This is a genomic window from Rhodococcus aetherivorans, assembly GCF_011058165.1.
GTDB classification, from domain to species: Bacteria; Actinomycetota; Actinomycetes; order Mycobacteriales; family Mycobacteriaceae; genus Rhodococcus; species Rhodococcus aetherivorans.
Genome location: NZ_JAALEG010000019.1, coordinates 53,261 through 78,837 on the forward strand (window position 1 = coordinate 53,261; position 25,577 = coordinate 78,837).

Consider the following 25,577-nt stretch of genomic DNA (forward strand, 5'->3'; position numbering starts at 1 on the left):
GAGGAGCACACCATGCCCGGAGTCGGCATCTGGCGCACCAAATCCGTCGAACAGTCGATCGCGGACACCGACGAACCCTGTTCGCGGCTGCGAAGAGAGCTGACCGCCAAAGACCTGACCGTGTTCGGCGTCGCCGTGGTGATCGGCGCCGGCATCTTCACCCTCACCGCACGCACCGCGGGCAACGTCGCCGGCCCGTCGATCTCGCTGGCATTCGTGCTCGCCGCGATCACGTGTGGTCTCGCTGCCCTGTGTTACGCCGAATTCGCGTCGACCGTCCCCGTCGCCGGCAGCGCCTACACCTTCTCGTACGCCACCTTCGGTGAGTTCGTCGCCTGGATCATCGGCTGGGACCTGATCCTCGAGTTCGCGCTCGCCTCCGCCGTCGTCGCCAAGGGCTGGTCGCTGTACCTCGGTGGCATGCTCGGCGGCAGCGGGCACACCACGATGCATCTCGGGCCGCTTGCGGTCGACTGGGGGGCGCTGCTCATCGTCGGCGCGATCACGGTCGTGCTCGTCGTCGGCACCAAGGTGTCCTCGCGGGTGTCGGCCGTCGTCACCGCCATCAAGGTTGCGGTCGTCCTGCTGGTCATCGTGGTCGGCGTCTTCTACATCGACAAGAGCAACTACTCGCCCTACATCCCGCCGGCCGAGGGGGCGCAGAGCACCGCGAGCGGCGTGCACCAGTCGCTGTTCTCGGCGCTCACCGGAGCCGACGGCAGCAGCTACGGATGGTACGGCCTGCTCGCCGCCGCGAGCCTGGTGTTCTTCGCATTCATCGGATTCGACGTGGTCGCCACCACCGCGGAGGAGACGAAGAACCCGCAGAAGGCGCTGCCGCGCGGCATCTTCGCCTCGCTCGCCATCGTCACGGTCCTCTACGTGGGCGTCACGCTGGTGCTGACCGGCATGGTGAAGTACACCGACCTGCGGACGGGCAGCGCGCTCGTCGGCGACGGCAGCGCCACGCTGGCCACCGCGTTCGAGGCGCACGGCATCACGTGGGCGCAGATGGCGATCAACGTCGGCGGCCTCGCCGGCCTCACCACGGTCGTGATGGTGATGATGCTCGGCCAGACCCGCGTGCTGTTCGCGATGTCCCGGGACGGGCTGATGCCGCGGCAGCTGGCCACGACGGGCCGTAAGGGCACCCCGGTACGCATCACCCTGCTGGTCGGCGGCATCGTCGCCGTCCTCGCCGCGGTGTTCCCGATGGGTGTGCTCGAGGAGATGGTCAACATCGGCACGCTGTTCGCCTTCGTGCTGGTGTGCATCGGCGTGATGGTGCTCCGCCGGACCCGCCCCGACCTGCCGCGCGGGTTCCGGGTGCCGCTCGTGCCGCTGGTGCCGATCCTCGCGGTCCTCGCGTGCGGCTGGCTGATGCTCAACCTGTCCGTCGAGACGTGGATGCGGTTCGTGGCCTGGATGGCCCTGGGCGTGGTGATCTACTTCGTCTACGGTCGGCGCAAGTCGGTGCTCGGGCAGCGGCTGCGGGCCGAGGCGGCCGAGCGGGCGGAGACGCCGCAGGTCGTCCGCGAGCCCGAGCCGGTCTAGCGCGGCGATCGGCCGCGGCCCCGGAGCGACCGCTCCGGGGCCGCGGCCGTGCGACGGCGTGCGATCGGCACCGGCGGGCGCACCGGGATCGCCGGTCCGGGCCGGTTCCCGTCACGCGCTGTCGTCTCGGACGCCGCCGGAGGAGGCGCGTGCCGCGGTCGGGCACTGGGCGAGGATCGCGGCGCCCATCCAGCGTCGGAGATAGCGCCGCAGCTCGTCGTCGCTCCGCGGGGGGTTGCCGGGGGAGACGAAGAACGACTGCATCGTGCGCAGCACGTATTCGACGAGTTCGTGGAGTGCCGCGTCGTCGTACCCGTAGCGCTCCCAGTCGACGTCGAAACGCTTGATCATCGTCATCCCGAACTCGCGTGCCTCTTCGGAGGTGAGGCCGTCGGGATGGACGTTCGAGTACGTGCCCGTGAGCAGGATGCCCAGATGCGGCGTCCGGCGTACCTCGGCCAGGGTGTAGACCACGCCTTCGGTCATCGCGTCGACGGGATCCTCGATGCCGCGGATGTGCCGGGTCAGTCGAGCGAGGAATCCGTCGACCGATGCGATCGCCGCGGCCCGCATCAGTGCATCCGCGCTGGGGAAGTAGCGGTACACCGTCTGGCGGATGACGCCCAGCGACTCCGCGACATCGGCGATGCTGATGACGGAACCCGTACGCCCGATCAGATCGACTGCAGCGGAGACGATCCGGCGGGACGCTTCGTCGTCGTTCTCCGGTGGGCTGCCGCCCCACCCGCGTCTCCGTGCCACTGCTCCGCTTCCTCGGATCGCACCGCATCCGGAACGGCGGGCCCTCCGCATGGTGGGGCCTGTCGGCCGTCCGCTCGAACGACCGACGGTAGCACGGGGTGGCCCGCCGCCCGCGGGGCCGTCCACGGTTTCGATAACACGTTCTCATCATACGTGTTGGTCGATCTATGTATGATCACGGCACCGCGGCGCGGGGCCTCTGCGGGGCCCCGGCCCAGCCCATTTCCGGACGACGAGGGGTAGCGCGTGACCGATCTGCAGATCCGAAAGATGAACTTCGCGTTCGAGGACTACGACGTGCCCTTCCTGTGGAACGACGCGAATCCGGCCTTCTCGAGCATGGCCAACGCGGTCTCGTTCCTGGCGATCGGCTTCGAGAAGATGATCGTGAAGATGATTCTCCAGACCAAGCCGCTGATCACCGACCCCGAGGTCGCCGCGGAGGCGGACGCGTTCATGCGTCAGGAGGGGCAGCACTCGACCGCGCACCGCCAACACGTCAGGGCCCTGATCAAGCAGTACCCGGGGCTCCGGGAGACTCTCGACGACGTCATCGGAGAGTTCGACCGGCTCACCGCGGAGACCTCGCTGAACTACCGGCTCGCCTACACCGCGGATCTCGAAGCGACCTTCACTCCGGTGTTCAAGCTGATGCTCGACAACGAGGCGGCCCTGTTCCGGCCCGGAGACGACCGGGTGGCGTCGCTGTTCATCTGGCACTTCGTCGAGGAGGTCGAACATCGGAGTTCGGCGCTCGTCGTCTTCGACTCCGTCGTCGGCTCCGACATCTACCGGATGCGCGTGGCCCCGTCGGTCTTCCGTCATGTGCTGAAGGTCATCCGGCTGGCCTGCGAGGGCTTCAACGAGCATGTTCCCTTGGCGGACCGGAGGATCGACGCTCTGTCGATGTTCGCGTCCTACCGGCGCAAGCAGCGCCTGCGCACGTGGTTGCCGCTGCTGCACGCGGAGGACCACGGCCCCCTGCCGCGCGCGTTCGACGATCTCCCGCTCGGTGAGCAACTCGTCGCCCTGGCGGGAGTCGTCCGGAGCCAGTTGCCGAAGCACAACCCGGCCCACGAGAAGCTGCCGGCACTCGCGGACGTGTGGTTCCGGCGCTACGAGGACGGCTACGACGTCACGCGCTGGTACACCGCCGACGCGGTCGCATCGTAGGGGGGCCGGAGCGATGACCGACCTGTGTTCACCCACCTTCGCCGAACTCGCCACGTCCCTGGGCTTCTCGTGCGAGGAGGCCGGTGGCCTCGTCGAGGTCCGCAACCCGTCGGCCCTGGAGAACTGGACCCTTCCGGTTCTCGAGGTCACCGTCGTGTTCGGTGCCGTGCTCGCGCTCGTGCTCGCCGTCGTGCGCCTGCGTCGCCACGGCGATCCCACCAACCTGGTGCTCTGGTTCGGCGCCACCGCCTACCTGTTCCTCATCGAGCCACCGCTGTACTTCCCCGCCGCATTCGGCATCGAGGAGCACGTGGACACGATGTTCGCCCACAACGTGTTCACGGTGGAGTTCCTGTGGGGCCGGCTCCCGCTGTACATCGTCGCGATCTACCCGCTGATGGCCACGCTGGCCTTCGAGATCGTCAGAATGCTGGGCGTTTTCCGGGGCTACGGGGTTCTCGTCGGTGCGGTCTGCGTGGGCTTCGTTCACCACGCGTTCTACGAGATCTTCGACCACCTCGGACCGCAGTTGCGATGGTGGCACTGGTCGGTGACGAATCCGGTCAACCAGCCCATGTTCGATGCGGTCCCGCTCCCGAGTGTGGTGGTGTTCGCCGCGCTCTGGCCGATGTCGCTCGCGTTGTGCGTGCAGTTCTTCGTCGGTCGCCACGTCGACCGCGGCCGGCACTTCTCCGGTCTCGAGCTGGTGTGGCGCACGGTCGTGATCGGCCTGCTGGCGTCGCTGGGCACGTTCGTCCTCCCGCTCCCGGCCACGGTCCTGGGCATGGGAAGCACGACGGTCCGGGGAGTGCTGTACGCGGTGGAACTGGTCGTCGTCACACTCGTCGCGAGCGCGGTGCTCGTGCGCCGATGGGTGCGGCTGCGGCGGGGCGAGCCGGACGTTCCTCCCTACACGAACCGCTTCGTCCAGGCCTACAGCGTGGTGTACCTGTGCGTCATGGCGTTCCTCTGGGCGGCCGCGTTGCCCGACTTCCTCCGTGCCGTCGACGGCGTGACGAGCACCGGAGATCCGGTGGGAAACCTGTGGTACACGCTGGCGTGTTTCGTCGTCGCACTGCTGTGCGTCGCCGCCACGTTCACCGCACACCGCGGAGGGGGTGAACCGGGCGACACATCGCCCGCGCACGAGCGGGACGCGACGCACGCCGGATAGCAGATTCGGCGCACGCCGAGCGCGGCCGGCGGCGGGGAGGTCGCGCCCTCCGGCCGACGAGGCCGCAGACACGAGTCCACCCGCCTTGCGGAATCGCAAGGCGGGTGGACTCGTGACGAACTACGTGCGGAACCGGCTCAGCAGTCGTAGTACAGCTGGAACTCGTAGGGGTGCGGCCGCAGGTTGACCGGAGCGATCTCCTGCTCCCGCTTGATCGAGATCCAGGTCTCGATCAGGTCGCTGGTGAACACGCCGCCCTCGGTCAGGTACTCGTGGTCGCGCTCGAGGTTGTCGATGACCGATTCGAGGCTGGTGGGAGCCTGCGGGATGTTCTTGGCCTCCTCCGGCGGGAGCTCGTAGAGGTCCTTGTCGACCGGGGCCATCGGCTCGATCTTGTTCTTGATGCCGTCGAGACCCGCGAGCATCTGCGCGGCGAACGAGAGGTACGGGTTGCCCGAGGAGTCCGGGGCGCGGAACTCGAGGCGCTTGGCCTTCGGGTTGTTGCCGGTGATCGGGATGCGCACGGCGGCGGAGCGGTTGCGCTGGCTGTAGACCAGGTTGATCGGAGCCTCGTAGCCCGGCACCAGACGGTGGTACGAGTTGATCGTCGGGTTGGTGAACGCGAGCAGCGACGGCGCGTGGTGCAGGATGCCGCCGATGTACCAGCGCGCCAGGTCGGACAGGCCCGCGTAGCCGGACTCGTCGTGGAAGAGCGGCTTGCCTTCCTTCCACAGCGACTGGTGCACGTGCATGCCCGAACCGTTGTCACCGAACAGCGGCTTCGGCATGAAGGTCACGGACTTGCCGTGCTTCCAGGCGGTGTTCTTGACGATGTACTTGAACAGCTGCAGATCGTCGGCCGCACCGAGCAGCGTGTTGAACTTGTAGTTGATCTCGGCCTGACCGGCGGTGCCGACCTCGTGGTGGCCGCGCTCGAGTTCGAAGCCGGCGTTCTGCAGGTTGGTGGAGATCTCGTCGCGCAGGTCCACGTAGTGGTCGTACGGTGCGACGGGGAAGTAGCCGCCCTTCGGGCGGACCTTGTAGCCGAGGTTGGGGCTGCCGTCGGCGTTGAGCTCGACGCCGGTGTTCCACGAACCGGAGACCGAGTCGATCTCGTAGAACGCGCCGTTCATCTGCGAGTCGTAGCGGATCGAGTCGAAGATGTAGAACTCGGCCTCGGCACCGAAGAACGCGGTGTCGGCGATGCCGGTGCTGACGAGGTACTCCTCGGCCTTGCGGGCGACATTGCGCGGGTCCCGGCTGTAGGACTCGCGAGTGAACGGGTCGTGGACGAAGAAGTTGATGTTCAACGTCTTGGCGGCCCGGAAGGGATCGATGCGCGCGGTGGTGACGTCGGGCAGCAGCATCATGTCCGACTCGTGGATGGACTGGAAGCCGCGAACGGACGAGCCGTCGAACGCCAAGCCGTCCTCGAACACGTCCTTGGTGAACGCGCTCGCGGGAATCGAGAAGTGCTGCTGAACGCCGGGGAGGTCGCTGAATCGGATATCGACGTACTCGACGTTTTCGTCCTCGATGTACTTGATGACCTCTTCGGCCGAGGTGAACGCCACGCTTGTGCTCCTTCAGTCAATGCGCGCCATGGGGATGGGGCGTCTGCGTCGGATACAGACCGTATTGAGCTGGTGTTGCCCGACCATCAATCCCATGTTTCACCGATGTTACAGCTCGTCTTCCGGTGTCGTGAGGACTACTTTTGTGGTAGAAGTCACCGGCGTGCACGTGGGGTCGGGCCGGTCCGCTCGTTGCACCCTATCCTGGACAGCATGGCACGTATGACCGGCAGCTGGCTCTCCGGACCCGCTGCGGCGATCCCCAAGGGGCAGGAAAAGGCCCAGGACTACCGCGGGCAGTTGCTCGGCCTGCCCCAGGAGGGGCCGGGCGCGCTCGCGGGCACCGGCCGGCGGGCGAGCGCTCTGGCGATCGACTGGTTCACCTCCGTCGGTATCGCCACCGCGATCGTCGGCGAACGTCCCTTCGAGAACCCTCAGCTGTCCACCTACACCCTGCTGGTGTGGTTCGTGGTGGGGGTGCTCACGGTGACGTTGTTCTCGTTCACCCCGGGGCAGTATCTGGTCGGCCTCCAGGTCGCCCGGGTCGACGCGCCCGCACGAGTGGGGCCGGTTCGCGCCCTGGCGCGGCAGCTGCTGCTCGTGTTCATCGCGCCGGCGATCGTCACCGACGTCGACGGCCGCGGCCTGCAGGACCGGGCGACCGGCACGGCCCTCGTACGGTCCCGCTGACGCACCCGCCCCCGAAACGCGGAACGGGAGCCTGCACCGGGTCGATCCGGGTGCAGGCTCCCGTCGTCGGAGCGGGGCTCAGCGGCGGCGCATGGTGCGCTGGACGCTGCGCATCTTCGCGCCGGCCGGCATCGGACCCTTCGGGAGCGCGGCGCCGGTCTTCTTGGTGCTCAGGGCGGCCAGCCGGCCCTCGATCGCGTCCATCCGCTTGGTGTCGATGTTGCGCGGCAGCTTGGACAGGTGCTTCTGCAGCTGCGACAGCGGGACCTGGCCCTCGTCGTTGCCGACCACGACGTCGTAGATCGGGGTGTCGCCGACGAGGCGCGCCACCCGCTTCTTCTCCTGTGCGAGAAGCGCTTTCACGCGCTGCGGCGATCCCTCGGCCACCAGGATCACGCCCGGGCGGCCGATGACGCGGTGCACGGCGTCGAGCTGCGCGGTGCCGGCCACCGCGTGCGTGACGCGCCAGGAGCCCTGCAGGTTGTCCAGCGCCCACGCCGCCGCGCCGGCCTGGCCCTCGGCCTTGCCGTAGACCGTTTTCTGCACCCGGCGACCGAAGATGACGAACGCGAGCAGCACCCCCACGAGCAGGCCGACCGGCAGGAGGAACCACTCGATACCGAAGATCAGCCCGATCAGGAAGAACACCAGGGTGGAGACGACGATCGCGCCGATCATCCACGGCAGCAGCAGCTTGTCTTCCTTGCGCTGCAGCTGGAACGCCTGCCAGAGCTGGGTTCGCCGCTCCTTCGACGCCTGCTTGCGCGCGGCCTTCGCCGCGGCCTTCGCTTCCTTGTCGGGTTTGCTGCCTTTCGCCATGCACCCAGGATACTTTCCCCGCGGTGACCCCTTCACCACCGCGGGTCCGGTACGGCTACGGCGTGAGGCGAGCGAGCACGGAGCTGGCTTCCTGGGCCGCTGTGCCCCCCTCGGCCAGGTGCGCCTGGGCGGCGGGCAATTCGCGACCGTGGTGTGCCATGGCCTGCGCGTACAGGCGGCCCGCGCGGTACGAGGACCGGACCAGCGGCCCGGCCATCACGCCCGCGAAGCCGATCTCCTCGGCGGTCTCCGAGTGCGCGACGAACTCCTCGGGCTTGACCCACCGCTCGACGGGATGGTGCCGCGGCGACGGACGCAGGTACTGGGTGATGGTGACGATGTCGCAGCCGGCGGCGTGCAGGTCGTGCAGCGCCTCGGTGACCTCCTCCGGTGTCTCACCCATGCCGAGGATCAGGTTGGACTTGGTCACCAGGCCGAACTCGCGGGCCGCGGTGATCACGTCCAGCGACCGCTGGTAGCGGAACGCCGGGCGGATGCGCTTGAAGATCCGGGGGACGGTCTCGACGTTGTGCGCGAGGACCTCGGGACGCGACTCGAAGACCTCGGTGAGCAGTTCGGGCTTGCCGTTGAAGTCGGGGATGAGGTTCTCGACGCCGGTGCCCGGGTTGAGCTCGTGGATCTGCCGCACGGTCTCGGCGTACAGCCACGCGCCGCCGTCGGGCAGATCGTCGCGGGCGACACCGGTGATCGTCGAGTACCGCAGACCCATCGCCTGCACCGACTCGGCGACGCGGCGCGGCTCGTCGCGGTCGAGCTCGGCGGGCTTACCGGTGTCGATCTGGCAGAAATCGCATCGACGGGTGCACTGCTCGCCGCCGATGAGGAACGTCGCCTCCCGGTCCTCCCAGCATTCGTAGATGTTGGGACAACCGGCTTCCTCGCAGACCGTGTGCAGGCCCTCGCGCCGCACCAGTCCCTTCAGCTCGGTGTACTCCGGGCCCATCTTCGCCCGGGTCTTGATCCAGTTCGGCTTGCGTTCGATCGGCGTCTGCGCGTTTCGGGTCTCGATCCGCAGCAGTTTGCGTCCTTCTGGGGCCACAGTCACGGGCTCGATCCTACGCCCGCCGGTACCGGCCGGACCCACCCTGGGGGCGCGGCCGTGGCGGGCGGCGATCAGCCGTACCGCACCGTGGTGAACTCCGGCCGCGGGGTCTGCGGCGGCTCGGCACCGACGGCCTGTTCGAACGTCACCCGCTCGATGTCGTGGTCCGTCACCGGCAGGCGGCCGTCGAGAGCGTCGATCACCGCCGCCGTCACCGCCGGCATCACCTCGGCGACGGTGACGTCTCGTCCGAGCTCACCCGTGAGCGAGGTGACACCCGCGTCGCGGATGCCGCACGGGACGATCGAGTCGAACGCGTCGAGGGTGGCGTCGCAGTTGAGGGAGAACCCGTGCATCGTCACCCCGCGCTGCACCCGCACCCCGATGGCGGCGATCTTGCGCTCGGGCAGCCAGTGCCCGTCGCGCAGCTCGGCCGGCAGCCACACGCCCGAGCGACCGTCCACGCGGCCGCACGTGAGCCCGAGGTCGGTGCAGACCTCGATCAGGGCCTGCTCGAGACGCCGCACGTAGCCGACGACGTCGATGGGTTCGCCGAGCCGGATGATCGGGTAGCCCACCAGCTGGCCGGGACCGTGCCAGGTGATCTTGCCCCCGCGGTCGACGTCGATCACCGGGGTGCCGTCGGTGGGGCGATCCTCGGGGGCGGTGCGCTTACCGGCGGTGTACACGGGCGGATGCTCGAGCAACAGCAGGGTGTCGACGCCGCGGCCCTCGGCCCGGTCGGCGGCGATCTCCCGTTGCCGCTCCCACGCCTCGAGGTAACCGATCAGCCCCAGGTGCGCCACCGCGACGGGTTCGGAATCGAAACGGGCGGAGGAGGATGCGCTGCTCATAGTCCACGACCCTACGCCGTCGGCGAGCCCTCGCGAAGAGGTGACTTCAGGACGCGAGCGCGTTTCCCAGGGCGGCACCGATCGTCGGGTACCGGAACTCGAAGCCCGTCGACTCGAGCACCGCCGGCAGGGCACGCTGCCCGGTGAGCACCAGTGCGCGCGCCATTTCCCCGGCGACCGCGGCGACCACGAAACCGGGGGTCGTCCACGGCGCGGGCCGGTGCACCGAGTGCGCCAGCGCCTCGGTGAACCGGGCATTCGTCACGGGGGCCGGCCCGGTGACATCGACCGGTCCGGCGATGTCGCCGCGACCGAGGACGAAGCCCACCGCCGCCACCGCATCCTCGAGCGCCACCCACGACATGTACTGCCGGCCGTCGCCGAGCCGGGAACCGAGCCCGAGCCGGAACAGCGGCTCGAGCCGGCGCAGGATGCCCCCGTGCGGCGCGAGCACGATCCCGGTGCGGAGAACGATCGTGCGGACCCCGGCCTCACGCGCCGGCGCCGTCGCGGCCTCCCAGTCGTGGCACAGGTCGGCCACGAACCCCTGCCCGGCAGGGCTGCGTTCGTCCACCACCGTCTCGCCGGTGTCCCCGTAGAAGCCGACGGCGCCCGCGTTGACCAGCGTCGGCACCCCGGCGGCCGCGACGGCGGCGGCGAGGACGTCGGTGGGGACGATCCGGCTGTCGCGCAGTTCCTGCTTCACCGCGCCCGACCAGCGCCGCGCACCCACGCTCGACCCGCACAGGTTCACCACGGCGTCGACGCGGTCGAGCGCCGCGGGATCGACCCGCCCCGTCCGCGGGTCCCAGGACCATTCGTCCGGCGCCCCCGGCGGACGCCGCACCAGGCGGCGCACCTCGTGGCCGTGCGCCCGCAGCCACGCGACCGAGGCAGTTCCGATCAGCCCCGACGAGCCGGCCACGAGGATGCGCATGCCGGAGATTCTCCCGCATCTGCGGGGATCGGAACGCGGAAGCGGGGGCCTCGTCGGTGTGACGATGCCCCCGCTGCGGGTCCGGTGAGTGCCGGGCTACACCCCGTGGGTCACAGACCCAGGTCGGCTTCGAACGCCGCCTCCTCGAGGCGGTGCTTGATCGTGGTGAGGAACCGGCCTGCGTCCGCGCCGTCGACCAGCCGGTGATCGTAGGTCAGCGGCAGGTAGCACATCGAACGGACACCGATCGACTCGTTGCCCACCTCGTCGGTGACGACCACCGGTCGCTTGACGATCGCCCCGGTGCCGAGCATCGCCGCCTGCGGCGGCACCAGGATCGGCGTGTCGAACAGGGCGCCCTGGCTGCCGATGTTCGTGATCGTGAAGGTGCCCCCGGCCAGCTCGTCGGGCTTGAGGCCACCGCTGCGGGCACGCTTGGCGATGTCCGCGATCGCGCGGGCCAGGCCGGCCAGCGACAGGTCACCGGCGTTGTGGATCACCGGGGAGAGCAGACCCTGCTCCGTGTCCACGGCGATGCCGAGGTGCTCGGCCGCGTGGTAGGTGATCTCCTTCTTGTCCTCGTCGTAGGAGGCGTTGATGTTCGGGTGCGCCTTGAGGGCCTCGACGACGGCCTTCGCGAAGAAGGGCAGGAAGGTCAGGTTGACGCCCTCGCGCTCGGCGAAGGTCGCCTTGGCCTGCGCCCGCAGGTGCGCGATCTTGGTGACGTCGACCTCGAAGGTCTGGGTGAGCTGCGCGGTGGTCTGCAGGGACTCGCGGGTCTTGATCGCGGTGATCTGGCGGATCCGGTTGACCTTCTGCGTGGTGCCACGCAGGTGGGCCAGCTCGGGACGGACACCGGCGGTCGCGGCCGGAGCGGCGGCCGGGGCCTTGGCGGCGGGCGCCGGCGCCTGGGCGGCGGGGGCCTTCGCGGCCTCGGCAGCGGCGAGCACGTCCTGCTTGCGGATGCGGCCGCCGACACCGGTACCGGACACCGTCGACAGGTCGACGCCGTGCTCGGCGGCGAGCTTGCGGACGAGGGGCGTCACGTACGGCGTGGCTCCACCCGAGGTCTCCTCGGCCGCGGGGACCGGAGCGGGGGCCGGAGCGGCCTGCTTCACCGGCTCGGGGGCGGGCTGCTTCACCGGCTCGGGGGCCGCCTGCTTCGCCGGCTCGGGCTTCGGTTCCGCCTTCGGCTCGGGCTTCGGTTCCGCCTTCGGCTCGGGCTTCGGTTCCGGCTTCGGCTCGGGCTTCGACGGTGCCGCGGCCGGGGTTCCCGATCCGATCACCGCGAGCTGCCCACCGACCTTGACGGTGTCGTCCTCCTGGGCGTTGATCTCGAGGAGCACTCCGGCAACCGGGGACGGGATCTCCGTGTCGACCTTGTCGGTGGACACCTCGAGCAGGGGTTCGTCGACCGCGACCTCGTCACCGACGGACTTCAGCCACCGGGTGACGGTGCCCTCGGTCACGGACTCGCCGAGCGCCGGCATGGTGACCGGGGTGCCCTCGGCGGCGCCGGCGTCGGAACCGGACGGAGCCGGAGCGGGCTCGGGTTCCGGCTCGGGCTCGGGGGTGGGCTGCTCCTCGGGTGCCGCCTCCTCGGTCGGGGCGGCAGAAGGGGTGGTGGACGATCCCGCGTCGTCGGCGGAGTCACCGATCACCGCCAGCTCGCCGCCGATCTCGACCGTCTCGTCCTCTTGGGCGACGATCTTCACCAGCACACCGGCCGCGGGCGAGGGGATCTCGGTGTCGACCTTGTCCGTGGAAACTTCGAGCAGCGGCTCGTCGACTTCGACCGTGTCTCCTTCCTGCTTGAGCCATCGCGTGACAGTTCCCTCGGTGACGCTCTCACCAAGCGCTGGCATCTGGACGGAGAAGGCCATGTCTGTTGACTCCTCGACGGTTGTGTTCGGGTGTGTTGAGTTGTGCCGACCGATGGTCGCGGACCATTGTGTGGTCGCAGACCATTGTGCTCGAGGCCACGGTCTCGTGCGGTGTCTTGCGGTGTTCGATTGAGACCACACCCGATGCCGGGTATGACCTCGACCATCCTTGCACTGATCCAATCGCGGCGTTCGACGAGGGTTGGGTCACGCGCGCCCGCGCGTCCCTGCCGCCCGGCAGGGACGCGCCGGACGGATCAGCCGTTGGCCGCGATGTCCTCGATGACGGCGAACAGCGTGCGCACCGGCACACCGGTGCCGCCCTTGCCGACATAGCCGAACGGGCTTCCGGTGTTGAAAGCCGGCCCGGCCACGTCGATGTGGGCCCACTGCACGCCCTCGGCGACGAACTCCTTCAGATACAGGCCGGCGGCGAGCATCCCGCCCCACCGGTGCGGCGTGACGTTGGCCAGATCGGCCACCCGGGAGTTCAGGTCCGCGCGCAGCTCGGCCGGCAGCGGCATCGCCCACCCGTTCTCGCCCACCTCCTGCGAGAGCCGTGCGACACGGTCCCGGAACTCGTCGGTGCCCATGACGCCCGGCGTCCGCGTCCCCAGGGCGACCATCTGCGCGCCCGTGAGCGTCGCGGTGTCGATCAGGTAGTCGGGCTCGTCCTCGCAGGCACGGACGATGGCGTCGGCAAGGATGAGACGACCCTCGGCGTCGGTGTTGATCACCTCGACGGTGGTGCCGCCGTACTGGGTGAGCACGTCGCCGGGACGCTGTGCCGTCGCGGACGGCATGTTCTCGGCCATCGGCACCGTCGCGGTCACGTCTGCCGCCACCCCGAGCTTCGCGGCGAGCACGACCGTCGCGACCACCGCCGCGGCCCCGCCCATGTCGGACGTCATGTTCTCCATCCCGGCGGCCGGCTTGATGGAGATGCCGCCGGTGTCGAACGTGATGCCCTTGCCCACGAGCGCCACCTTCGGGGCCTTGCGCTTCTTGGCGGAGTAGCTCAGCCGCACGAGCCGCGGCGGGCGCGACGACCCCTTGCCGACCCCGACGATGCCGCCGTAGCCCTGCTGCTCGAGCGCCTTCTCGTCCAGCACCTCGACCCGCAGCCCGGCGGCGGCGCCGAGCGCCTGCGCGCGGTCGGCGAACTCGGCCGGGAACAGGTGGCTCGGCGGGGTGTTGACGAACTCGCGGGCGGTGGCGACCGCCTCGGCGACGGCCGTCGCCCGGGCCAGCGCGGCCTTGACCTCGCGGGCGCGCGGCGACGCGACGAGCAGCTCGATCCGGGCGGGGGGCTGCGCGTCGCCGGAGTTCGACTTCGCGGTGCGGAACTCGGTGAACGTGTACGCGCCGAGCGCGAAGCCCTCCGCGGCGGCGCCGAGATCCACGGCGGACAGGGTCGTCGCGACCACGGAGGCGCCGGCGAGGGCGCGCGCCGCAGCGCCGGCGGAGCGGCGCACCTGTTCGGCGTCGATCTTGCCGGCGGCGCCGAGCCCGACGGCGAGCACGCTGGTGACCGGCAGGGCGGCGGGCGCGGGGATCCGCGTGACCTCCTCGGCCTTGCCCTTGGCGCCGACGGACTGCAGGGCGTCGAGCAGCCCGCCGAGGACGTCCTCGTCGACCAGTCCGTCGCCGAGCAGGGCCTCGGGACCGTCGTCGCCTGCGGTCAGGCCGATGACGAGGACGTCCGCGCGCTTGGAAACGCTTCCGGCGAGAACGAGTTCGGGCAGGGTGGGCGAAAGGGCACTCACGGGCGTCTCCTAGGGGGAAGGGGGGTCGTGGCACCGATGCTAATGATCCCGGGGGGTGGGATAGCGTGGGGCGCATGAGCGACCAGTCACTGCTGCAGGGCCCGATCCACGCCGTCCACACCGAACTCGGTGCGACCTTCGCGGCCTTCGGTGGCTGGCAGATGCCGGTCTCGTACGCCGGCACCGTCGCCGAGCACACCGCCGTGCGCGAGAACGTGGGCCTGTTCGACGTCAGCCATCTGGGCAAGGCCCTCGTCGCCGGTCCGGGCGCGGCCGACTACGTCAATTCGACGCTCACCAACGACCTGCGCAAGATCGGCCCGGGCAAGGCCCAGTACACCCTCTGCTGTACCGAGTCCGGGGGTGTCACCGACGACCTGATCGTCTACTACGTCTCCGACGAGGAGCTGTTCCTCGTGCCGAACGCCGCGAACACCGCCGCGGTCGTCGCCGTCCTCGCCGCGAACGCGCCCGAGGGCGTGACGGTGACGAACCAGCACCGCGACCACGGCGTCTTCGCCGTGCAGGGACCGACCTCCGAAGCTGTCCTGCAGGGGCTGGGGCTGCCCACCGACCTCGGCTACATGAGCTTCGTGGACGCGCAGTGGAACGGCGTGCCGGTCCGCGTGTGCCGCACCGGCTACACCGGTGAGCGCGGCTTCGAACTGGTGCCGCGCTGGGCCGACGCCGAGGCGCTGTTCCGGGCGCTGGCCGACGCCGTGCGTGCCGCCGGCGGTCAGGTTGCCGGGCTCGGGGCCCGCGACACTCTGCGCACCGAGATGGGCTACCCGCTGCACGGGCACGAGCTGTCGGAGGCGATCTCGCCCCTGCAGGCCCGCTGCGGCTGGGCGGTGGGCTGGAGCAAGCCGGCGTTCCGGGGACGTGCGGCGCTCGTCGCGGAGAAGGAGTCCGGTCCCGCGCGACGGCTGTGGGGGCTGCAGGCGCTCGACCGTGGCGTGCTGCGGCCGGACCTGAAGGTGCTGCGCGACGGAAACACGGTGGGGGAGACCACGTCCGGCACGTTCTCCCCGACGCTCAAGGTCGGTATCGCGCTGGCGCTCCTCGATACGGCGGCGGGCCTGGCCGCCGGTGACGAGGTCGCGGTCGACGTCCGGGGACGCGCCCTGCGCGCCCGGTTGGTCGTCCCACCGTTCGTCCCCGACCACACCAAGTAGGGCGGCGCGGGCGGTTCGATAGGATCAACGGTCATGACCGGTGTCCTCGAATTCGCCCACGTTCCGCACCCCTCGCCCGCCTCCGCGGAGCGGCGTGGAGAGATATTGGCGGATCCGGGGTTCGGCCGGTACTTCACCGATCACATGGTCACGATCGACTACACCGAAGGCCGCGGCTGGCACGACGCCACCGTCCAGCCGTACGGCCCGATGCAGCTCGACCCGGCCGCGATGGTGCTGCACTACGGGCAGGCGATCTTCGAGGGTCTGAAGGTCTACCGGCAGCCCGACGGCAGCATCGCGGCCTTCCGCGTGTACTCCAACGCCGAACGGATGCGCCGGTCCTCGCGGCGCCTGGCCATGGCCGAGCTGCCGGACGAGTTGTTCGTCCGTTCGATCGCGGAGCTGGTCGAGGCCGACCACGAATGGGTGCCCGCCGCCGGTGGCGAGGAGTCGCTGTATCTGCGGCCGTTCATGTTCTCCACCGAAGCCGGTCTCGGCGTGCGGCCCGCGAACCAGTACCGGTACATGCTGATCGCTTCCCCGGCCGGCGCGTACTTCCCCCGCGGCGTCAAGCCGGTGAGCGTGTGGATCTCGCAGGAGTACGTGCGGGCCGCGCCGGGCGGCACGGGCGACGCCAAGTTCTCCGGGAACTATGCCGCGTCGCTGCTGGCGCAGGCGCAGGCCACCGAGCAGGGCTGCGACCAGGTCGTGTGGCTCGACGCCGTCGAGCGCCGCTACATCGAGGAGATGGGCGGCATGAACCTGTGCTTCATCTTCGGATCGGGCGCCGACGCGAGGCTGGTGACGCCGGAGCTGTCCGGCTCACTGCTGCCCGGCATCACCCGCGACTCCCTGCTCACCCTGGCCAGGGACGCCGGCCTCGAGGTGGAGGAGCGCAAGATCTCGGTGGAGGAATGGGAGTCGAAGGTCGCCACCGGCGAGATCACCGAGGTCTTCGCGTGCGGCACCGCGGCGGTCATCACCCCGGTCGGCACCGTCAAGAGCCGGGACGGCGAGTTCACCGTGGCCGACGGCGAGCCCGGCAAGGTCACCATGGCCCTGCGTGACACCCTCACCGGCATCCAGCGGGGGACGTTCGCCGACACCCACGGCTGGCTCACCACCCTGCGCTGAGCCCGGCTCGGCCGGGCCCTGCACTGAGCCCGGCTCGGCCGGGCCCTGCGCTGAGCCCGGCTCGGCCGGGCCTACGCGACGGCCGCGCTCAGCGCCGCGGCCACGATCGTCACCGTCGTCTCGAGGCCGGCCCCGAGCGCGTCGCCGTTGAGGCCGCCGAACCGGCGGACGCAGTGCCGCACCAGTAGCAGTGCAGCACCGAGCGCCACGGCCACCGTCACCGGGCCGGCCCACCAGGAGCCGGGCACGCACCAGGCCGCCGCGACGAGCGCGACGCCGGCCCACAGCGCGCCCACCCCGAGCGGCTGTGTCCCCGCCACCAGGGCACCGAACCCGCTGCCCGGGGCTGCGGCCACGCCGCGTCGGCAGGCGAGGACGACCGCGACCCGGCCGGCGGTGACGGCGAGGATCACGGCGGGCCAGGATCGCGCGTCGGCGAGCGCCCCGAACGAGGCGGCCTGCGCACCGAGCACGACCACCAGGGTGGCCACCCCGAATGGTCCGGCGCCGCCCGACTTCATCACCTCACGAGCCCGCTCCGGCGGTCCGTAGCAGCCGAGCCCGTCGGCCGTGTCGCACAGGCCGTCGAGGTGCATGCCGCGCGTCGCGAGGCCCAGGAACCCCACCCCGATCAGGCCCGCGAGCAGGGGAGTGCAGCCGGCGGCGACCGCCGCCCACAGCACGCCTGCGGTCCCGAGACCGAGCACGAGGCCGGCGACCGGCGCCGCGGCGATAGCCGCGCCCCCGGCGCCGCGATCGATGCGCCCCGGTCCCTGAACCGGCAGCACGGTGAGCCAGGAGAGGGCGAGGGCGATGCCACGCATCAGTCGCTGCAGGGCGATGCCACGCATCAGTCGTCGCGCGGATCGGCGCCCGGCGTGGCGTCCTCGTCGCGGGTGCTCACGCCGGCCTCGGCGAACGTCGCCATGTTCGTGAGGACCGCCACCGCGCCGTGCAGGATCGGCAGCGCGGCGACCGCCCCCGAGCCCTCGCCGAGACGCATCCCCAGGTCGACGAGGGGATCCAGATTCAGGTGCCGCAGGGCCAGCGTGTGGGCCGGTTCGGTGGAGCGGTGCCCGGCGATCCACCAGTCCCGGGCTCCCGGGGCGAGTTCCTCGGCGACGAGCGCCGCGGCGGTGACGACGACCCCGTCGAGCACGACCGGGGTCCGGCGTACCGACGCCTGCGCGAGGTACCCGGCCATCGCGGCGAGGTCGGCGCCTCCCGCGGTGCGCAGCAGCGCCACCGGGTTGCGGGCGTGGGGCCGTGCGCGGCGCATCGCGTCGCGGATCGCGGCGACCTTGCGCATCCAGGCGGCGTCGTCGATGCCGGTGCCGCGTCCCACGGCCGCGACGGGCTCGGTGCCGGTGAGCGTGGCGATCAGCGCCGTCGCGGGGGTGGTGTTGCCGATCCCCATGTCACCCGCGACGAGCAGGTCGGCTCCCGCATCGACCTCCTCGTCGGCGACGGCTCGCCCGGCGGTGATCGCCTGGAGGGTCTCTTCCTCGGTGAGCGCGTCCTCCCGGTCGATGGAGCCGCTCGACCGGCGCACCTTGTGTGCGGAAACCGCCGGATCCGTGTCCCCGTCGACGGCCATGTCCACCACCCGGACCCCGGCGCCGGCGGTGGCGGCGAGAACGTTGACCGCGGCGCCGCCGGCGAGGAAATTGGCGACCATCTGAGCGGTCACCTCGGGGGGATACGCCGAGACACCGCCGCGGGCCACACCGTGATCGCCGGCGAACACCACCACCCGGGGACGAGTGAACGGGCGGGGCGGTACCTGCCCCTGGCAGGACGCGACCCAGCACCCCAGCTCCTCCAGCCGGCCGAGGGAACCGGCAGGCTTGGTGAGATCGCGCTGCCGGGCGTCGGCGCGCCGGCGGACCTCCCGGTCGGGGGCGACGACGGGCGGGAAGACGACGTCGGCGGAGTGGACCGATTCGCTGCTCACGGGGCACCTTTCACGAAGTGGCGGAGGTCGAAGCCACCGCTGGACGCTATCAACCCGCGCCGTGGCAGAAAATCGACGGTAGATGGCTTTGCTGCCACTGTCTCGGGCGTTGCACCGGCGACAGACTGTCCGTCATGAGCCAGGTCGTCGTGATCGTCCTCGTGTTAGCCGCGCTCGTCGCCGGCCTCGAACTCGCGCGGGCCCGTTCCCGCCCCGCCCCGCGGTGGGTGACGCGGGCCTGGTGGCGCCACAACCACTTCCGGCCGCACGATCCGTCGTCGCCCCTGTGCGGCGACCCGTCGGCCGGCTGGGTGCGCAGCACGATCGATGCGCGCCGAGCACCGCACCACTGACCGGTGCGCAGGCCCGCGCGGTCAGACGGCGTCGCCGGGGGAAACCCGCGGCAGCGGCGCCCGGAGCTTGCGGATCTGCGAGGCTCGCACGAACGCGTACCACCCCAGGCCGAAGCCGCCCTCCGTGGTGTCGGGGAAGCGGGCCCGGGCCTTCTTGTTCACGAGGCGGCCGAGGTAGATCCCCTCGATCACCATGAGCACGATCATCGCGAACATCGCGAGCGTCACGTACTGCTGGACCACCGGCCCGAGGAACATCGTCATGATCAGGACCAGCGCCATGGGCATGAACAGGCCCACGAGGTTGCGGCGGCTGTCCACCAGGTCGCGCACGTAGGCCCGCACGGGCCCCTTGTCGCGCGGCAGCAGGTACTTCTCCTCGCCCGCGAGCATGCGGGTGCGGCGCTCGCCGGCGGCGGCGCGGCGCTCCGCGGACTGCGCCTTGCGCTCCTCCTTGGAGAGGGACTGCTTGGCGGCCTTGCGGCGCGCCCGGGCTTCCTTGGCGGTCAACGGAGCCGGAGCGACGGGACCACGCCGGCGGGCCTCGGCCTCTCGGCGCTTCGGGGTCGGACGACCCTTGCCGGTCGTTCCCTTGCCGCCTTCGGACTGCGGGTCGGCGACGGACTCGGACGCGCCGAGGTCCCCGTTGTCGGATTCGTCGGAACCGCCGCGGCGTAGCAACTTCACCCCTCCAGGCTATGGGAAAACCGTCCCGGCCGGAAAATCGCCCCCGGTCAGGCCCGCGTGCGGTCCGAGGCGCGCATGAGGAATAGATGCGCGCGCGGTACCGTTGAGGCAACCGGGTTGGAACACGAAAGACTAGGGAGCGCCCATGACTGTGCAGGAAGAGACCGCCACTCACGGCGTCACCATGACCGAGGCCGCCTCCGCCAAGGCGAAGGCGCTGCTCGACCAGGAGGGCCGCGACGACCTCTCGCTGCGCATCGCCGTGCAGCCGGGTGGGTGTGCGGGCCTTCGCTACCAGCTGTTCTTCGACGACCGGACGCTCGACGGTGACCTCACCCGCGACTTCGGCGGCGTCATTCTCGCCGTCGACCGCATGAGCGCCCCCTACGTCGAAGGCGCGTCGATCGACTTCGTCGACACGATCGAGAAGCAGGGCTTCACGATCGACAACCCGAACGCCACCGGCTCCTGCGCCTGCGGCGATTCGTTCAACTGACGTAAGTCCGCCCGTGTCCGAAGGACGCGGTCCGCACTGCGGCCCCGACGCGCACTCGCGTCGGGGCCGCAGTGCTGTGCGGGTGGGTGCGGGTAGCGTGAGATCGGTCCCAGTCCTTCGCTGAAAGGCCCAGCCACGTGACCATCGCCGTGACCGGTTCCATCGCCACCGACCACCTCATGCGTTTCCCCGGACGCTTCGCCGAGCAGCTCGTCGCAGACCAGCTCAGCCACATCTCGCTCAGCTTCCTGGTCGACGACCTGGTGGTCCGTCGCGGCGGCGTGGGCGGCAACATCGCCTACGCGATGGGTGTGCTCGGCGGGTCGCCGGTGCTCGTCGGGGCGGTCGGCGCCGACTTCGCCGAGTACCGTGCGTGGCTCGAGGGCAACGGCGTCAACTGCGACCCCGTGCACGTGTCGCAGACCGCGCACACCGCGCGCTTCGTGTGCACGACCGACGAGGCGATGGCACAGATCGCCTCGTTCTATCCCGGCGCGATGTCCGAGGCCCGGGACATCTCCCTCGCCGACGTGACCGGGGCGCACGGGGTCGATCTGGTCCTGATCGGTGCGAACGACCCGGAGGCGATGGCCCGGCACACCGACGAGTGCCGACAGCTCGGCATGCCGTTCGCGGCCGACCCGTCCCAGCAGCTCGCCCGTCTGAGCGGCGACGAGGCGGCCCGGCTGATCGACGGTGCCGCCTACCTGTTCACCAACGAGTACGAGTGGGGACTCCTGCAGCAGAAGACCGGCCTGACCGAGGAGCAGATCCGCGCAATGGTCGGTCTGCGCGTCACCACGCTCGGCGGCCACGGTGTCGAGATCGTCGAACGGGACGGCCACCGGATTCACGTCGGCGTCGTGCCCGAGCGGGCCAAGGTGGATCCCACCGGCGTCGGCGACGCATTCCGGGCGGGCTTCCTGCTGGGACACCGCGCGGGCCTCAGTCTCGAGCGTGCCGCCCAGCTCGGCTCGCTCGTCGCGGTGCTCGTGCTCGAGACGACCGGCACGCAGGAATGGACCTTCGACCGTCCCGACGCGGTCAAGCGGCTGGCGGTCGCGTACGGGCAGACGGCCGCGGACGAGATCGCCGCGATCCTGCCGTGACCGGCCGGTGTGTCCTTTGGGCGGTTCCCACCGCCCGAAGGACACACCGGCCGCGTAGCGGCCCTACACCTCGACGGGGTAGGCCGGCTCCTGGATGTCCGGCACGATGCGCTGCTCGACGAAGATGCCGTGCCAGATCATGAACACCAGCACCGTCCACAGCCGGCGGCTGTGATCGACGCGGCCCTCGCGGTGCTCGTCGAGCATCCGGCCGACGGCCGCCTTGTCCAGCAGGTGCTCGGTGCCCGACTCGGCGATCACGGCGCGGGCCCACTCGAACAGCTCCGGGCCGCGCAGCCAGTGCCGCAGCGGCACGGGGAAGCCGAGCTTCGCGCGGTGCAGCACGTGCGGCGGGACGATACCCTCGAGGGCCTGGCGCAGCGCGTACTTGGTGGTGTTCTTCGTGATCTTCTGATCCAGCGGCACCTGCGAGGCGACGCGGAAGACCTCGGGATCCAGGAACGGCACCCGCAGCTCCAGCGAGTTCGCCATCGTCATCTTGTCGGCCTTGACGAGGATGTCGCCGCGCAGCCACGTGAACAGGTCGAGGTGCTGCATCCGCGCGACGGGATCCCAGCCGGCGGAGCGGGCGTAGATCGGTGCGGTGACGTCCTGATGCGTCCATTCCGGACGGAAGTCGCGCAGCACCGCCCGCAGCTGCGCGTCGTTGAAGCTGCGGGCGTTCCCGTAGTACCGCTCCTCGAGGGTCATCGACCCGCGATGCAGCAGGCTCTTGCCGCGGGTGCCCTCGGGGATGCGCTCGGACAGCTTCCCGGCCGCGCGCCGCAACGGCTTCGGCAGGTACTCGAACGGCTTCAGCGACAGCGGCTCGCGGTAGATGGTGTAGCCGCCGAACAGCTCGTCGGCACCTTCCCCGGAGAGCACCACCTTCACGTGCTTGCGGGCCTCCTTGGCGACGAACCACAGGGGCACCAGCGCGGGATCGGCGACGGGGTCGTCCAGATACCACACGATCTCGGGGATCGCCGCGGCGAACTCGGCGGGGGAGACGACCTTGACGACGTGGCGGGCGCCGATCGCGGCGGCGGACTCGGCCGCCACGTCGACCTCCGAGTAGCCCTCGCGCTCGAACCCGGTGGTGAACGTGATCAGGTTCGGATTGTGCCGCATCGCGAGCGCCGCGACGGCCGTGGAGTCGATGCCGCCGGACAGGAACGACCCGACCGTCACGTCGGCACGCATGTGCTTGGCGACGGAATCCTCGAGCGCCTCGGCGATTTCCCGGTACCGGTCGCGCTCGCGGCCTGCGGCAAAGGGCCGGACCGGGAACGTCGGCTCGAAGTAGCGCGTGATCTCCGGCCGGCCCCCCGGGCGCACCCGGGCGTAGCAGCCGGACTCGAGCCGCCGGATCTCCTTGTGCAGGGTCTCCGGCTCGGGAACGTACTGCAGCACCGTGTAGTGCTCGACGGCGCGGGGGTCGAGTTCGGTGCCGATCCCGATCAGATCGGCCAGCTCGAGCAGGCTCTTCTTCTCGCTGCCGAACGCGGTGCCGCCGGTGCCCGTGGCGAGGAACAGCGGCTTGATGCCGAACGGGTCGCGGGCGAGGAACAGCTCGCGCGTCTCGGTGTCCCAGATCGCGAACGCGAACATGCCCCGCAGCCGTCGCACCGCCTCGGTGCCCCAGTAGTGGTACGCGGCGACGATGGTCTCGCTGTCCCCCTCGGTGGCGAACTGCGCCCCGTACTTCTCCGCCAGCTCGGCCCGCAGCTCCACGTAGTTGTAGATCTCACCGTTGAAGGTCAGGGCGTAGCGCTCCGGGGACTCCGGCGGGCCCCACCGCAGCGGCTGGTGCGAGTGCGCGATGTCGATGATCGACAGCCGGTTGAACCCGTAGACCAGGTCGCCGTCGTGCCAGGTGCCGTGCTCGTCCGGTCCGCGATGACGCAGGCAGTGCATCGCGGAGTCGACCCTGGCGACGGCGTCGTCGCTGGTGCCGTCAGTGGTCAGTAACCCGAGCAGTCCGCACACGGCGTCCGATACCTCATTCCGGTTGGGATGGATTCGGCCCCCGGGATGTTGCCGCAGCAGGGACCGACGGTCTGCATGGCAGTATGCCGCAGGCCGGGGGTCGCGGCAGCCGGTGGCCGGCGTCGACCCGGGCCGTGAGCAGCGGGCACGCGACGACGCGACACGTTGTGTGCGCCCCGGGGATGGATCGCGGCCGGGTTTGGTCTACGCTGCGTAGTAATTGGGTCTGCCCTCCGGGTGTGCCCTAGTGGAATTGCGGCGATCAGGAAGGCGTGAACGTGGCGCAAGGTCGGATCCTTCGGCGGTTCGGGCTGGCAGCATCTCTCGGTATTGCAGCCGTGCTGCTGACGGGATGTAGCAGCGAGGAAGTCCTGCGTTTCGGCTGGCCGGAGGGGATTACCCCGCAGGCCGAGCGTATGCGTGAGCTGTGGACGTGGTCGGTCGTCGCCGCCCTCGTCATGGGTGTACTGGTGTGGGGCCTGACCTTCTGGGTGGTCATCTTCCACCGCAAGAAGAAGGACTCGCCGGAATTCCCGCGGCAGACGGCCTACAACGTGCCGCTCGAGCTGCTGTACACGGCGGTCCCGTTCGTCATCATCGCGGTGCTGTTCTACTTCACCGTGGTGGTGCAGAACTACGTCCTCGAGAAGGAGGACAACCCGAACGTCGTCGTCGACGTCACGGCGTTCCAGTGGAACTGGAAGTTCGGCTACCGCACCGTCGACCTCGGTGAGGGCACGGCGCGCTACGAGGGGACGGACGAGATCGCGCAGGCCGCGGTCGAGGGCGACACCGAGGAGCATGCCGGCGGCGAGCACGAGATCCCGGCCCCGATCCACGGCCAGGAGGCCGAGGACCTGTCGTACCTGCACTACAACAAGATCGAGACGGTCGGCACCAGCAACGAGATCCCGGTCCTCGTCCTGCCGACCGATCGCCGGATCGAGTTCGTGCTCGCCTCGTCCGACGTGATCCACTCCTTCTGGGTGCCGGAGTTCCTGTTCAAGCGTGACGTCAACCCGAACCCGCTGAACAACAGCTCCGATCCGGTCTTCCAGATCTCCGAGATCCAGGAGGAAGGCGCGTTCGTCGGCCGCTGTGCCGAGATGTGCGGCACCTACCACGCGATGATGAACTTCGAGGTCCGCGCGGTGAGCCCGGAGCGGTTCGCGGAGTACATCGAGCTCCGCAAGCCCGTCGAGGACGGTGGCGAGGGCCTGACCAACGCGCAGGCGCTCGAGCGCATCGGCGAGTCCCCGGTCGCGACGTCCACCACCCCCTTCAAGACCGACCGCACCGACCGCGCGGCCAGTGGTGTCGTCACCGCGGGCAACTGACCGGTAAACCTCCGACCAAGGACAAGCTGATATGAAGATCGAAGCCAAGCTCTTCGAAGTCGTGACGGTGTTCTTCGTGCTCGTCGCCATCGTGTACGGAGTGTTCACCGGCCTGTCCCGCACGGGCATCGAATGGGCCGGCCTGACGGCGATCGTGCTCTCCGCCGGCCTGACGCTCATCGTCGGCACCTACTTCCGGTTCGTGGCCCGTCGCCTCGACACCCGCCCGGAGGACTACGAGGAGGCCGAGATCAGCGACGGCGCAGGCGACCTGGGCTTCTTCAGCGCGGGTAGCTACTGGCCGATCCTGCTGGCCGGGGCGGCTGCGTTCGCCGCCATCGCGCTGGCCTTCTTCCAGCCGTGGCTGATCGTCCTCGCCGTGATCCTGATCCTCGCTGCTGCGGCCGGCCTGGTGTTCGAGTACCACGTCGGACCCGAGAAGCACTGAGCGCACACAGCGCGTAGATCCGATGCCGCGGGGCGGCCTCACCACACGGTGAGGCCGCCCCGCGGCCGTTTCCGTTCCGTGCCCGGACGGGGAGCCTCGGGCCGTGCTCGCCGTGCGCGGTTCGCGTCACGGCTCGGCGGGGTGTCACCGGGGAATCGTCCATGGCCCGGTCGTGGGGAACGGGGCCGACGCCGGGGGTGCCGGGCGGGCAGTGTCGCGGCGCGCCGCTGTCCCGGCCGCGAGAGCCCTCACGCCTACTCACCCGCCCGGCGTAGCCACGGCGGATCCACAGGCGGGCGCTGCTGAGGTACTACGGCGGCGACCTCGTCGAGGTGGCGCTCGCCGCCGTGCCGGCGGTGGGGTGATACCGCGCCGAGGGTCGGAATCGAACCCGGATGGTCCCGTCGGAACGCGGCGGCAGGACACCGCGCGGAACGCGGCGGCAGGACACCGCGCGGAACGCGGCGGCAGGACACCGCGCGGAACGCGGCGGCAGGACACCGCGCGCCCCCGGGCAGACGCCGATGCGGTACCGCGCTCGAACCGACTCGCGTACCGCGACACGCCCGGCCCGTCCGAGGGCCGGTGAGCCGACGGTCCGCTCGGGTTCCCTGCCGTCCGTCGCAGTGGGGGAGGGGTGGGG

The 25,577-nt window shown here is 70.3% G+C and carries 23 protein-coding genes; 11 read left to right on the forward strand and 12 right to left on the reverse strand.

The window, feature by feature from the left end; all coding sequences use genetic code 11:
- Positions 1-12: 12 nt before the first annotated feature.
- Complete coding sequence (locus G6039_RS10610; RefSeq protein ID WP_006947747.1) at positions 13-1,554, forward strand: amino acid permease; 1,542 nt, start codon at positions 13-15, stop codon at positions 1,552-1,554.
- A gap of 111 nt (positions 1,555-1,665) precedes the next feature.
- On the opposite strand, the gene G6039_RS10615 is transcribed toward G6039_RS10610, so the two are convergent.
- Positions 1,666-2,316 carry a TetR/AcrR family transcriptional regulator gene (locus tag G6039_RS10615; protein WP_006947757.1) on the reverse strand — a complete coding sequence of 217 codons (651 nt, stop codon included), beginning with the start codon at positions 2,314-2,316 and terminating at the stop codon, positions 1,666-1,668.
- 246 nt (positions 2,317-2,562) lie between these two features.
- On the opposite strand from G6039_RS10615, the gene G6039_RS10620 reads away from it, so the two are divergent.
- Complete coding sequence (locus G6039_RS10620) at positions 2,563-3,489, forward strand: metal-dependent hydrolase (RefSeq protein ID WP_006947759.1); 927 nt, start codon at positions 2,563-2,565, stop codon at positions 3,487-3,489.
- Positions 3,490-3,502: 13 nt separating this feature from the next.
- Positions 3,503-4,663 carry a hypothetical protein gene (locus G6039_RS10625; protein WP_043799909.1) on the forward strand — a complete coding sequence of 387 codons (1,161 nt, stop codon included), beginning with the start codon at positions 3,503-3,505 and terminating at the stop codon, positions 4,661-4,663.
- 137 nt (positions 4,664-4,800) lie between these two features.
- On the opposite strand, the gene glnA is transcribed toward G6039_RS10625, so the two are convergent.
- The gene (gene glnA / locus G6039_RS10630) at positions 4,801-6,237 is read right to left on the reverse strand and encodes a type I glutamate--ammonia ligase (RefSeq protein ID WP_006947761.1); all 1,437 of its coding nucleotides are present in this window, start codon (positions 6,235-6,237) and stop codon (positions 4,801-4,803) included.
- 213 nt (positions 6,238-6,450) lie between these two features.
- Here glnA and G6039_RS10635 point away from each other — a divergent pair, with 213 nt between their 5' ends.
- Positions 6,451-6,927, forward strand: a complete 477-nt coding sequence (locus G6039_RS10635) for an RDD family protein (RefSeq protein ID WP_029544252.1) — start codon at positions 6,451-6,453, stop codon at positions 6,925-6,927.
- A 78-nt stretch (positions 6,928-7,005) separates the two neighbouring features.
- Here the strand turns inward: G6039_RS10635 and G6039_RS10640 are convergent, their stop codons facing one another.
- The 6 genes from G6039_RS10640 to G6039_RS10665 form a co-directional block, all read right to left on the reverse strand.
- Entirely contained in the window at positions 7,006-7,746 is a 741-nt protein-coding gene (locus G6039_RS10640) for a DUF4191 domain-containing protein (RefSeq protein ID WP_029544250.1), read from the reverse strand.
- A gap of 55 nt (positions 7,747-7,801) precedes the next feature.
- Positions 7,802-8,812, reverse strand: a complete 1,011-nt coding sequence (gene lipA / locus G6039_RS10645) for a lipoyl synthase (RefSeq protein ID WP_006947766.1) — start codon at positions 8,810-8,812, stop codon at positions 7,802-7,804.
- Positions 8,813-8,880: 68 nt separating this feature from the next.
- Complete coding sequence (gene lipB / locus G6039_RS10650; protein ID WP_006947767.1) at positions 8,881-9,663, reverse strand: lipoyl(octanoyl) transferase LipB; 783 nt, start codon at positions 9,661-9,663, stop codon at positions 8,881-8,883.
- A gap of 46 nt (positions 9,664-9,709) precedes the next feature.
- On the reverse strand, positions 9,710-10,600 hold the full coding sequence (locus tag G6039_RS10655) for a TIGR01777 family oxidoreductase (RefSeq protein ID WP_006947768.1): 891 nt from the start codon (positions 10,598-10,600) through the stop codon (positions 9,710-9,712).
- Positions 10,601-10,710: 110 nt separating this feature from the next.
- Complete coding sequence (gene sucB, locus G6039_RS10660; protein ID WP_043799906.1) at positions 10,711-12,483, reverse strand: 2-oxoglutarate dehydrogenase, E2 component, dihydrolipoamide succinyltransferase; 1,773 nt, start codon at positions 12,481-12,483, stop codon at positions 10,711-10,713.
- A gap of 257 nt (positions 12,484-12,740) precedes the next feature.
- A complete protein-coding gene (locus tag G6039_RS10665; protein WP_029544245.1) occupies positions 12,741-14,249 on the reverse strand; it encodes a leucyl aminopeptidase in 1,509 nt (502 codons plus the stop codon).
- Between the two features lie 74 nt (positions 14,250-14,323).
- Here G6039_RS10665 and gcvT point away from each other — a divergent pair, with 74 nt between their 5' ends.
- Together gcvT and G6039_RS10675 are read left to right on the forward strand one after the other, a co-directional pair.
- Positions 14,324-15,424, forward strand: coding sequence for a glycine cleavage system aminomethyltransferase GcvT (gcvT, locus tag G6039_RS10670; RefSeq protein ID WP_029544243.1), 1,101 nt, complete (start codon positions 14,324-14,326; stop codon positions 15,422-15,424).
- Between the two features lie 33 nt (positions 15,425-15,457).
- Positions 15,458-16,561 (forward strand): branched-chain amino acid aminotransferase, encoded by a 1,104-nt coding sequence (locus tag G6039_RS10675; RefSeq protein WP_029544241.1) that lies wholly within the window; start codon positions 15,458-15,460, stop codon positions 16,559-16,561.
- A 71-nt stretch (positions 16,562-16,632) separates the two neighbouring features.
- Here G6039_RS10675 and G6039_RS10680 read toward each other — a convergent pair whose 3' ends face one another.
- Both G6039_RS10680 and cobT read right to left on the reverse strand, forming a co-directional pair.
- A complete protein-coding gene (locus tag G6039_RS10680) occupies positions 16,633-17,385 on the reverse strand; it encodes an adenosylcobinamide-GDP ribazoletransferase (protein ID WP_006947773.1) in 753 nt (250 codons plus the stop codon).
- A 26-nt stretch (positions 17,386-17,411) separates the two neighbouring features.
- Positions 17,412-18,515 carry a nicotinate-nucleotide--dimethylbenzimidazole phosphoribosyltransferase gene (cobT, locus tag G6039_RS10685; protein ID WP_006947774.1) on the reverse strand — a complete coding sequence of 368 codons (1,104 nt, stop codon included), beginning with the start codon at positions 18,513-18,515 and terminating at the stop codon, positions 17,412-17,414.
- Between the two features lie 134 nt (positions 18,516-18,649).
- Here cobT and G6039_RS10690 point away from each other — a divergent pair, with 134 nt between their 5' ends.
- Entirely contained in the window at positions 18,650-18,868 is a 219-nt protein-coding gene (locus tag G6039_RS10690; protein ID WP_006947775.1) for a hypothetical protein, read from the forward strand.
- Between the two features lie 21 nt (positions 18,869-18,889).
- On the opposite strand, the gene G6039_RS10695 is transcribed toward G6039_RS10690, so the two are convergent.
- The gene (locus G6039_RS10695) at positions 18,890-19,555 is read right to left on the reverse strand and encodes a DUF3043 domain-containing protein (protein ID WP_006947776.1); all 666 of its coding nucleotides are present in this window, start codon (positions 19,553-19,555) and stop codon (positions 18,890-18,892) included.
- Between the two features lie 145 nt (positions 19,556-19,700).
- Here G6039_RS10695 and G6039_RS10700 point away from each other — a divergent pair, with 145 nt between their 5' ends.
- Positions 19,701-20,051 carry a HesB/IscA family protein gene (locus G6039_RS10700; RefSeq protein WP_029544238.1) on the forward strand — a complete coding sequence of 117 codons (351 nt, stop codon included), beginning with the start codon at positions 19,701-19,703 and terminating at the stop codon, positions 20,049-20,051.
- A gap of 137 nt (positions 20,052-20,188) precedes the next feature.
- The gene (locus tag G6039_RS10705) at positions 20,189-21,160 is read left to right on the forward strand and encodes a carbohydrate kinase family protein (RefSeq protein WP_006947778.1); all 972 of its coding nucleotides are present in this window, start codon (positions 20,189-20,191) and stop codon (positions 21,158-21,160) included.
- A 63-nt stretch (positions 21,161-21,223) separates the two neighbouring features.
- Here G6039_RS10705 and asnB read toward each other — a convergent pair whose 3' ends face one another.
- Positions 21,224-23,149: an asparagine synthase (glutamine-hydrolyzing) gene (asnB, locus tag G6039_RS10710; RefSeq protein WP_006940004.1), complete on the reverse strand. Its 1,926-nt coding sequence runs from the start codon at positions 23,147-23,149 to the stop codon at positions 21,224-21,226.
- A gap of 272 nt (positions 23,150-23,421) precedes the next feature.
- Between asnB and ctaC the strand changes: the two genes are divergently transcribed.
- Complete coding sequence (ctaC, locus tag G6039_RS10715; protein WP_144415028.1) at positions 23,422-24,486, forward strand: aa3-type cytochrome oxidase subunit II; 1,065 nt, start codon at positions 23,422-23,424, stop codon at positions 24,484-24,486.
- A 31-nt stretch (positions 24,487-24,517) separates the two neighbouring features.
- Complete coding sequence (locus tag G6039_RS10720; RefSeq protein ID WP_006940002.1) at positions 24,518-24,934, forward strand: cytochrome c oxidase subunit 4; 417 nt, start codon at positions 24,518-24,520, stop codon at positions 24,932-24,934.
- Positions 24,935-25,577 lie beyond the last annotated feature (643 nt).

Bases quoted from the DNA above. Each gene is read 5' to 3' on its own strand.
- gcvT (WP_029544243.1), top strand. From the start codon at position 14,324: ATGAGCGACCAGTCACTGCTGCAGGGCCCGATCCACGCCGTCCACACC.
- G6039_RS10680 (WP_006947773.1), bottom strand. From the start codon at position 17,385: ATGCGTGGCATCGCCCTCGCCCTCTCCTGGCTCACCGTGCTGCCGGTT.
- G6039_RS10700 (WP_029544238.1), top strand. From the start codon at position 19,701: ATGACTGTGCAGGAAGAGACCGCCACTCACGGCGTCACCATGACCGAG.
- G6039_RS10675 (WP_029544241.1), top strand. From the start codon at position 15,458: ATGACCGGTGTCCTCGAATTCGCCCACGTTCCGCACCCCTCGCCCGCC.
- G6039_RS10635 (WP_029544252.1), top strand. From the start codon at position 6,451: ATGGCACGTATGACCGGCAGCTGGCTCTCCGGACCCGCTGCGGCGATC.
- G6039_RS10625 (WP_043799909.1), top strand. From the start codon at position 3,503: ATGACCGACCTGTGTTCACCCACCTTCGCCGAACTCGCCACGTCCCTG.
- lipB (WP_006947767.1), bottom strand. From the start codon at position 9,663: ATGAGCAGCGCATCCTCCTCCGCCCGTTTCGATTCCGAACCCGTCGCG.
- G6039_RS10655 (WP_006947768.1), bottom strand. From the start codon at position 10,600: ATGCGCATCCTCGTGGCCGGCTCGTCGGGGCTGATCGGAACTGCCTCG.
- G6039_RS10720 (WP_006940002.1), top strand. From the start codon at position 24,518: ATGAAGATCGAAGCCAAGCTCTTCGAAGTCGTGACGGTGTTCTTCGTG.
- G6039_RS10690 (WP_006947775.1), top strand. From the start codon at position 18,650: ATGAGCCAGGTCGTCGTGATCGTCCTCGTGTTAGCCGCGCTCGTCGCC.
- sucB (WP_043799906.1), bottom strand. From the start codon at position 12,483: ATGGCCTTCTCCGTCCAGATGCCAGCGCTTGGTGAGAGCGTCACCGAG.
- G6039_RS10640 (WP_029544250.1), bottom strand. From the start codon at position 7,746: ATGGCGAAAGGCAGCAAACCCGACAAGGAAGCGAAGGCCGCGGCGAAG.
- G6039_RS10610 (WP_006947747.1), top strand. From the start codon at position 13: ATGCCCGGAGTCGGCATCTGGCGCACCAAATCCGTCGAACAGTCGATC.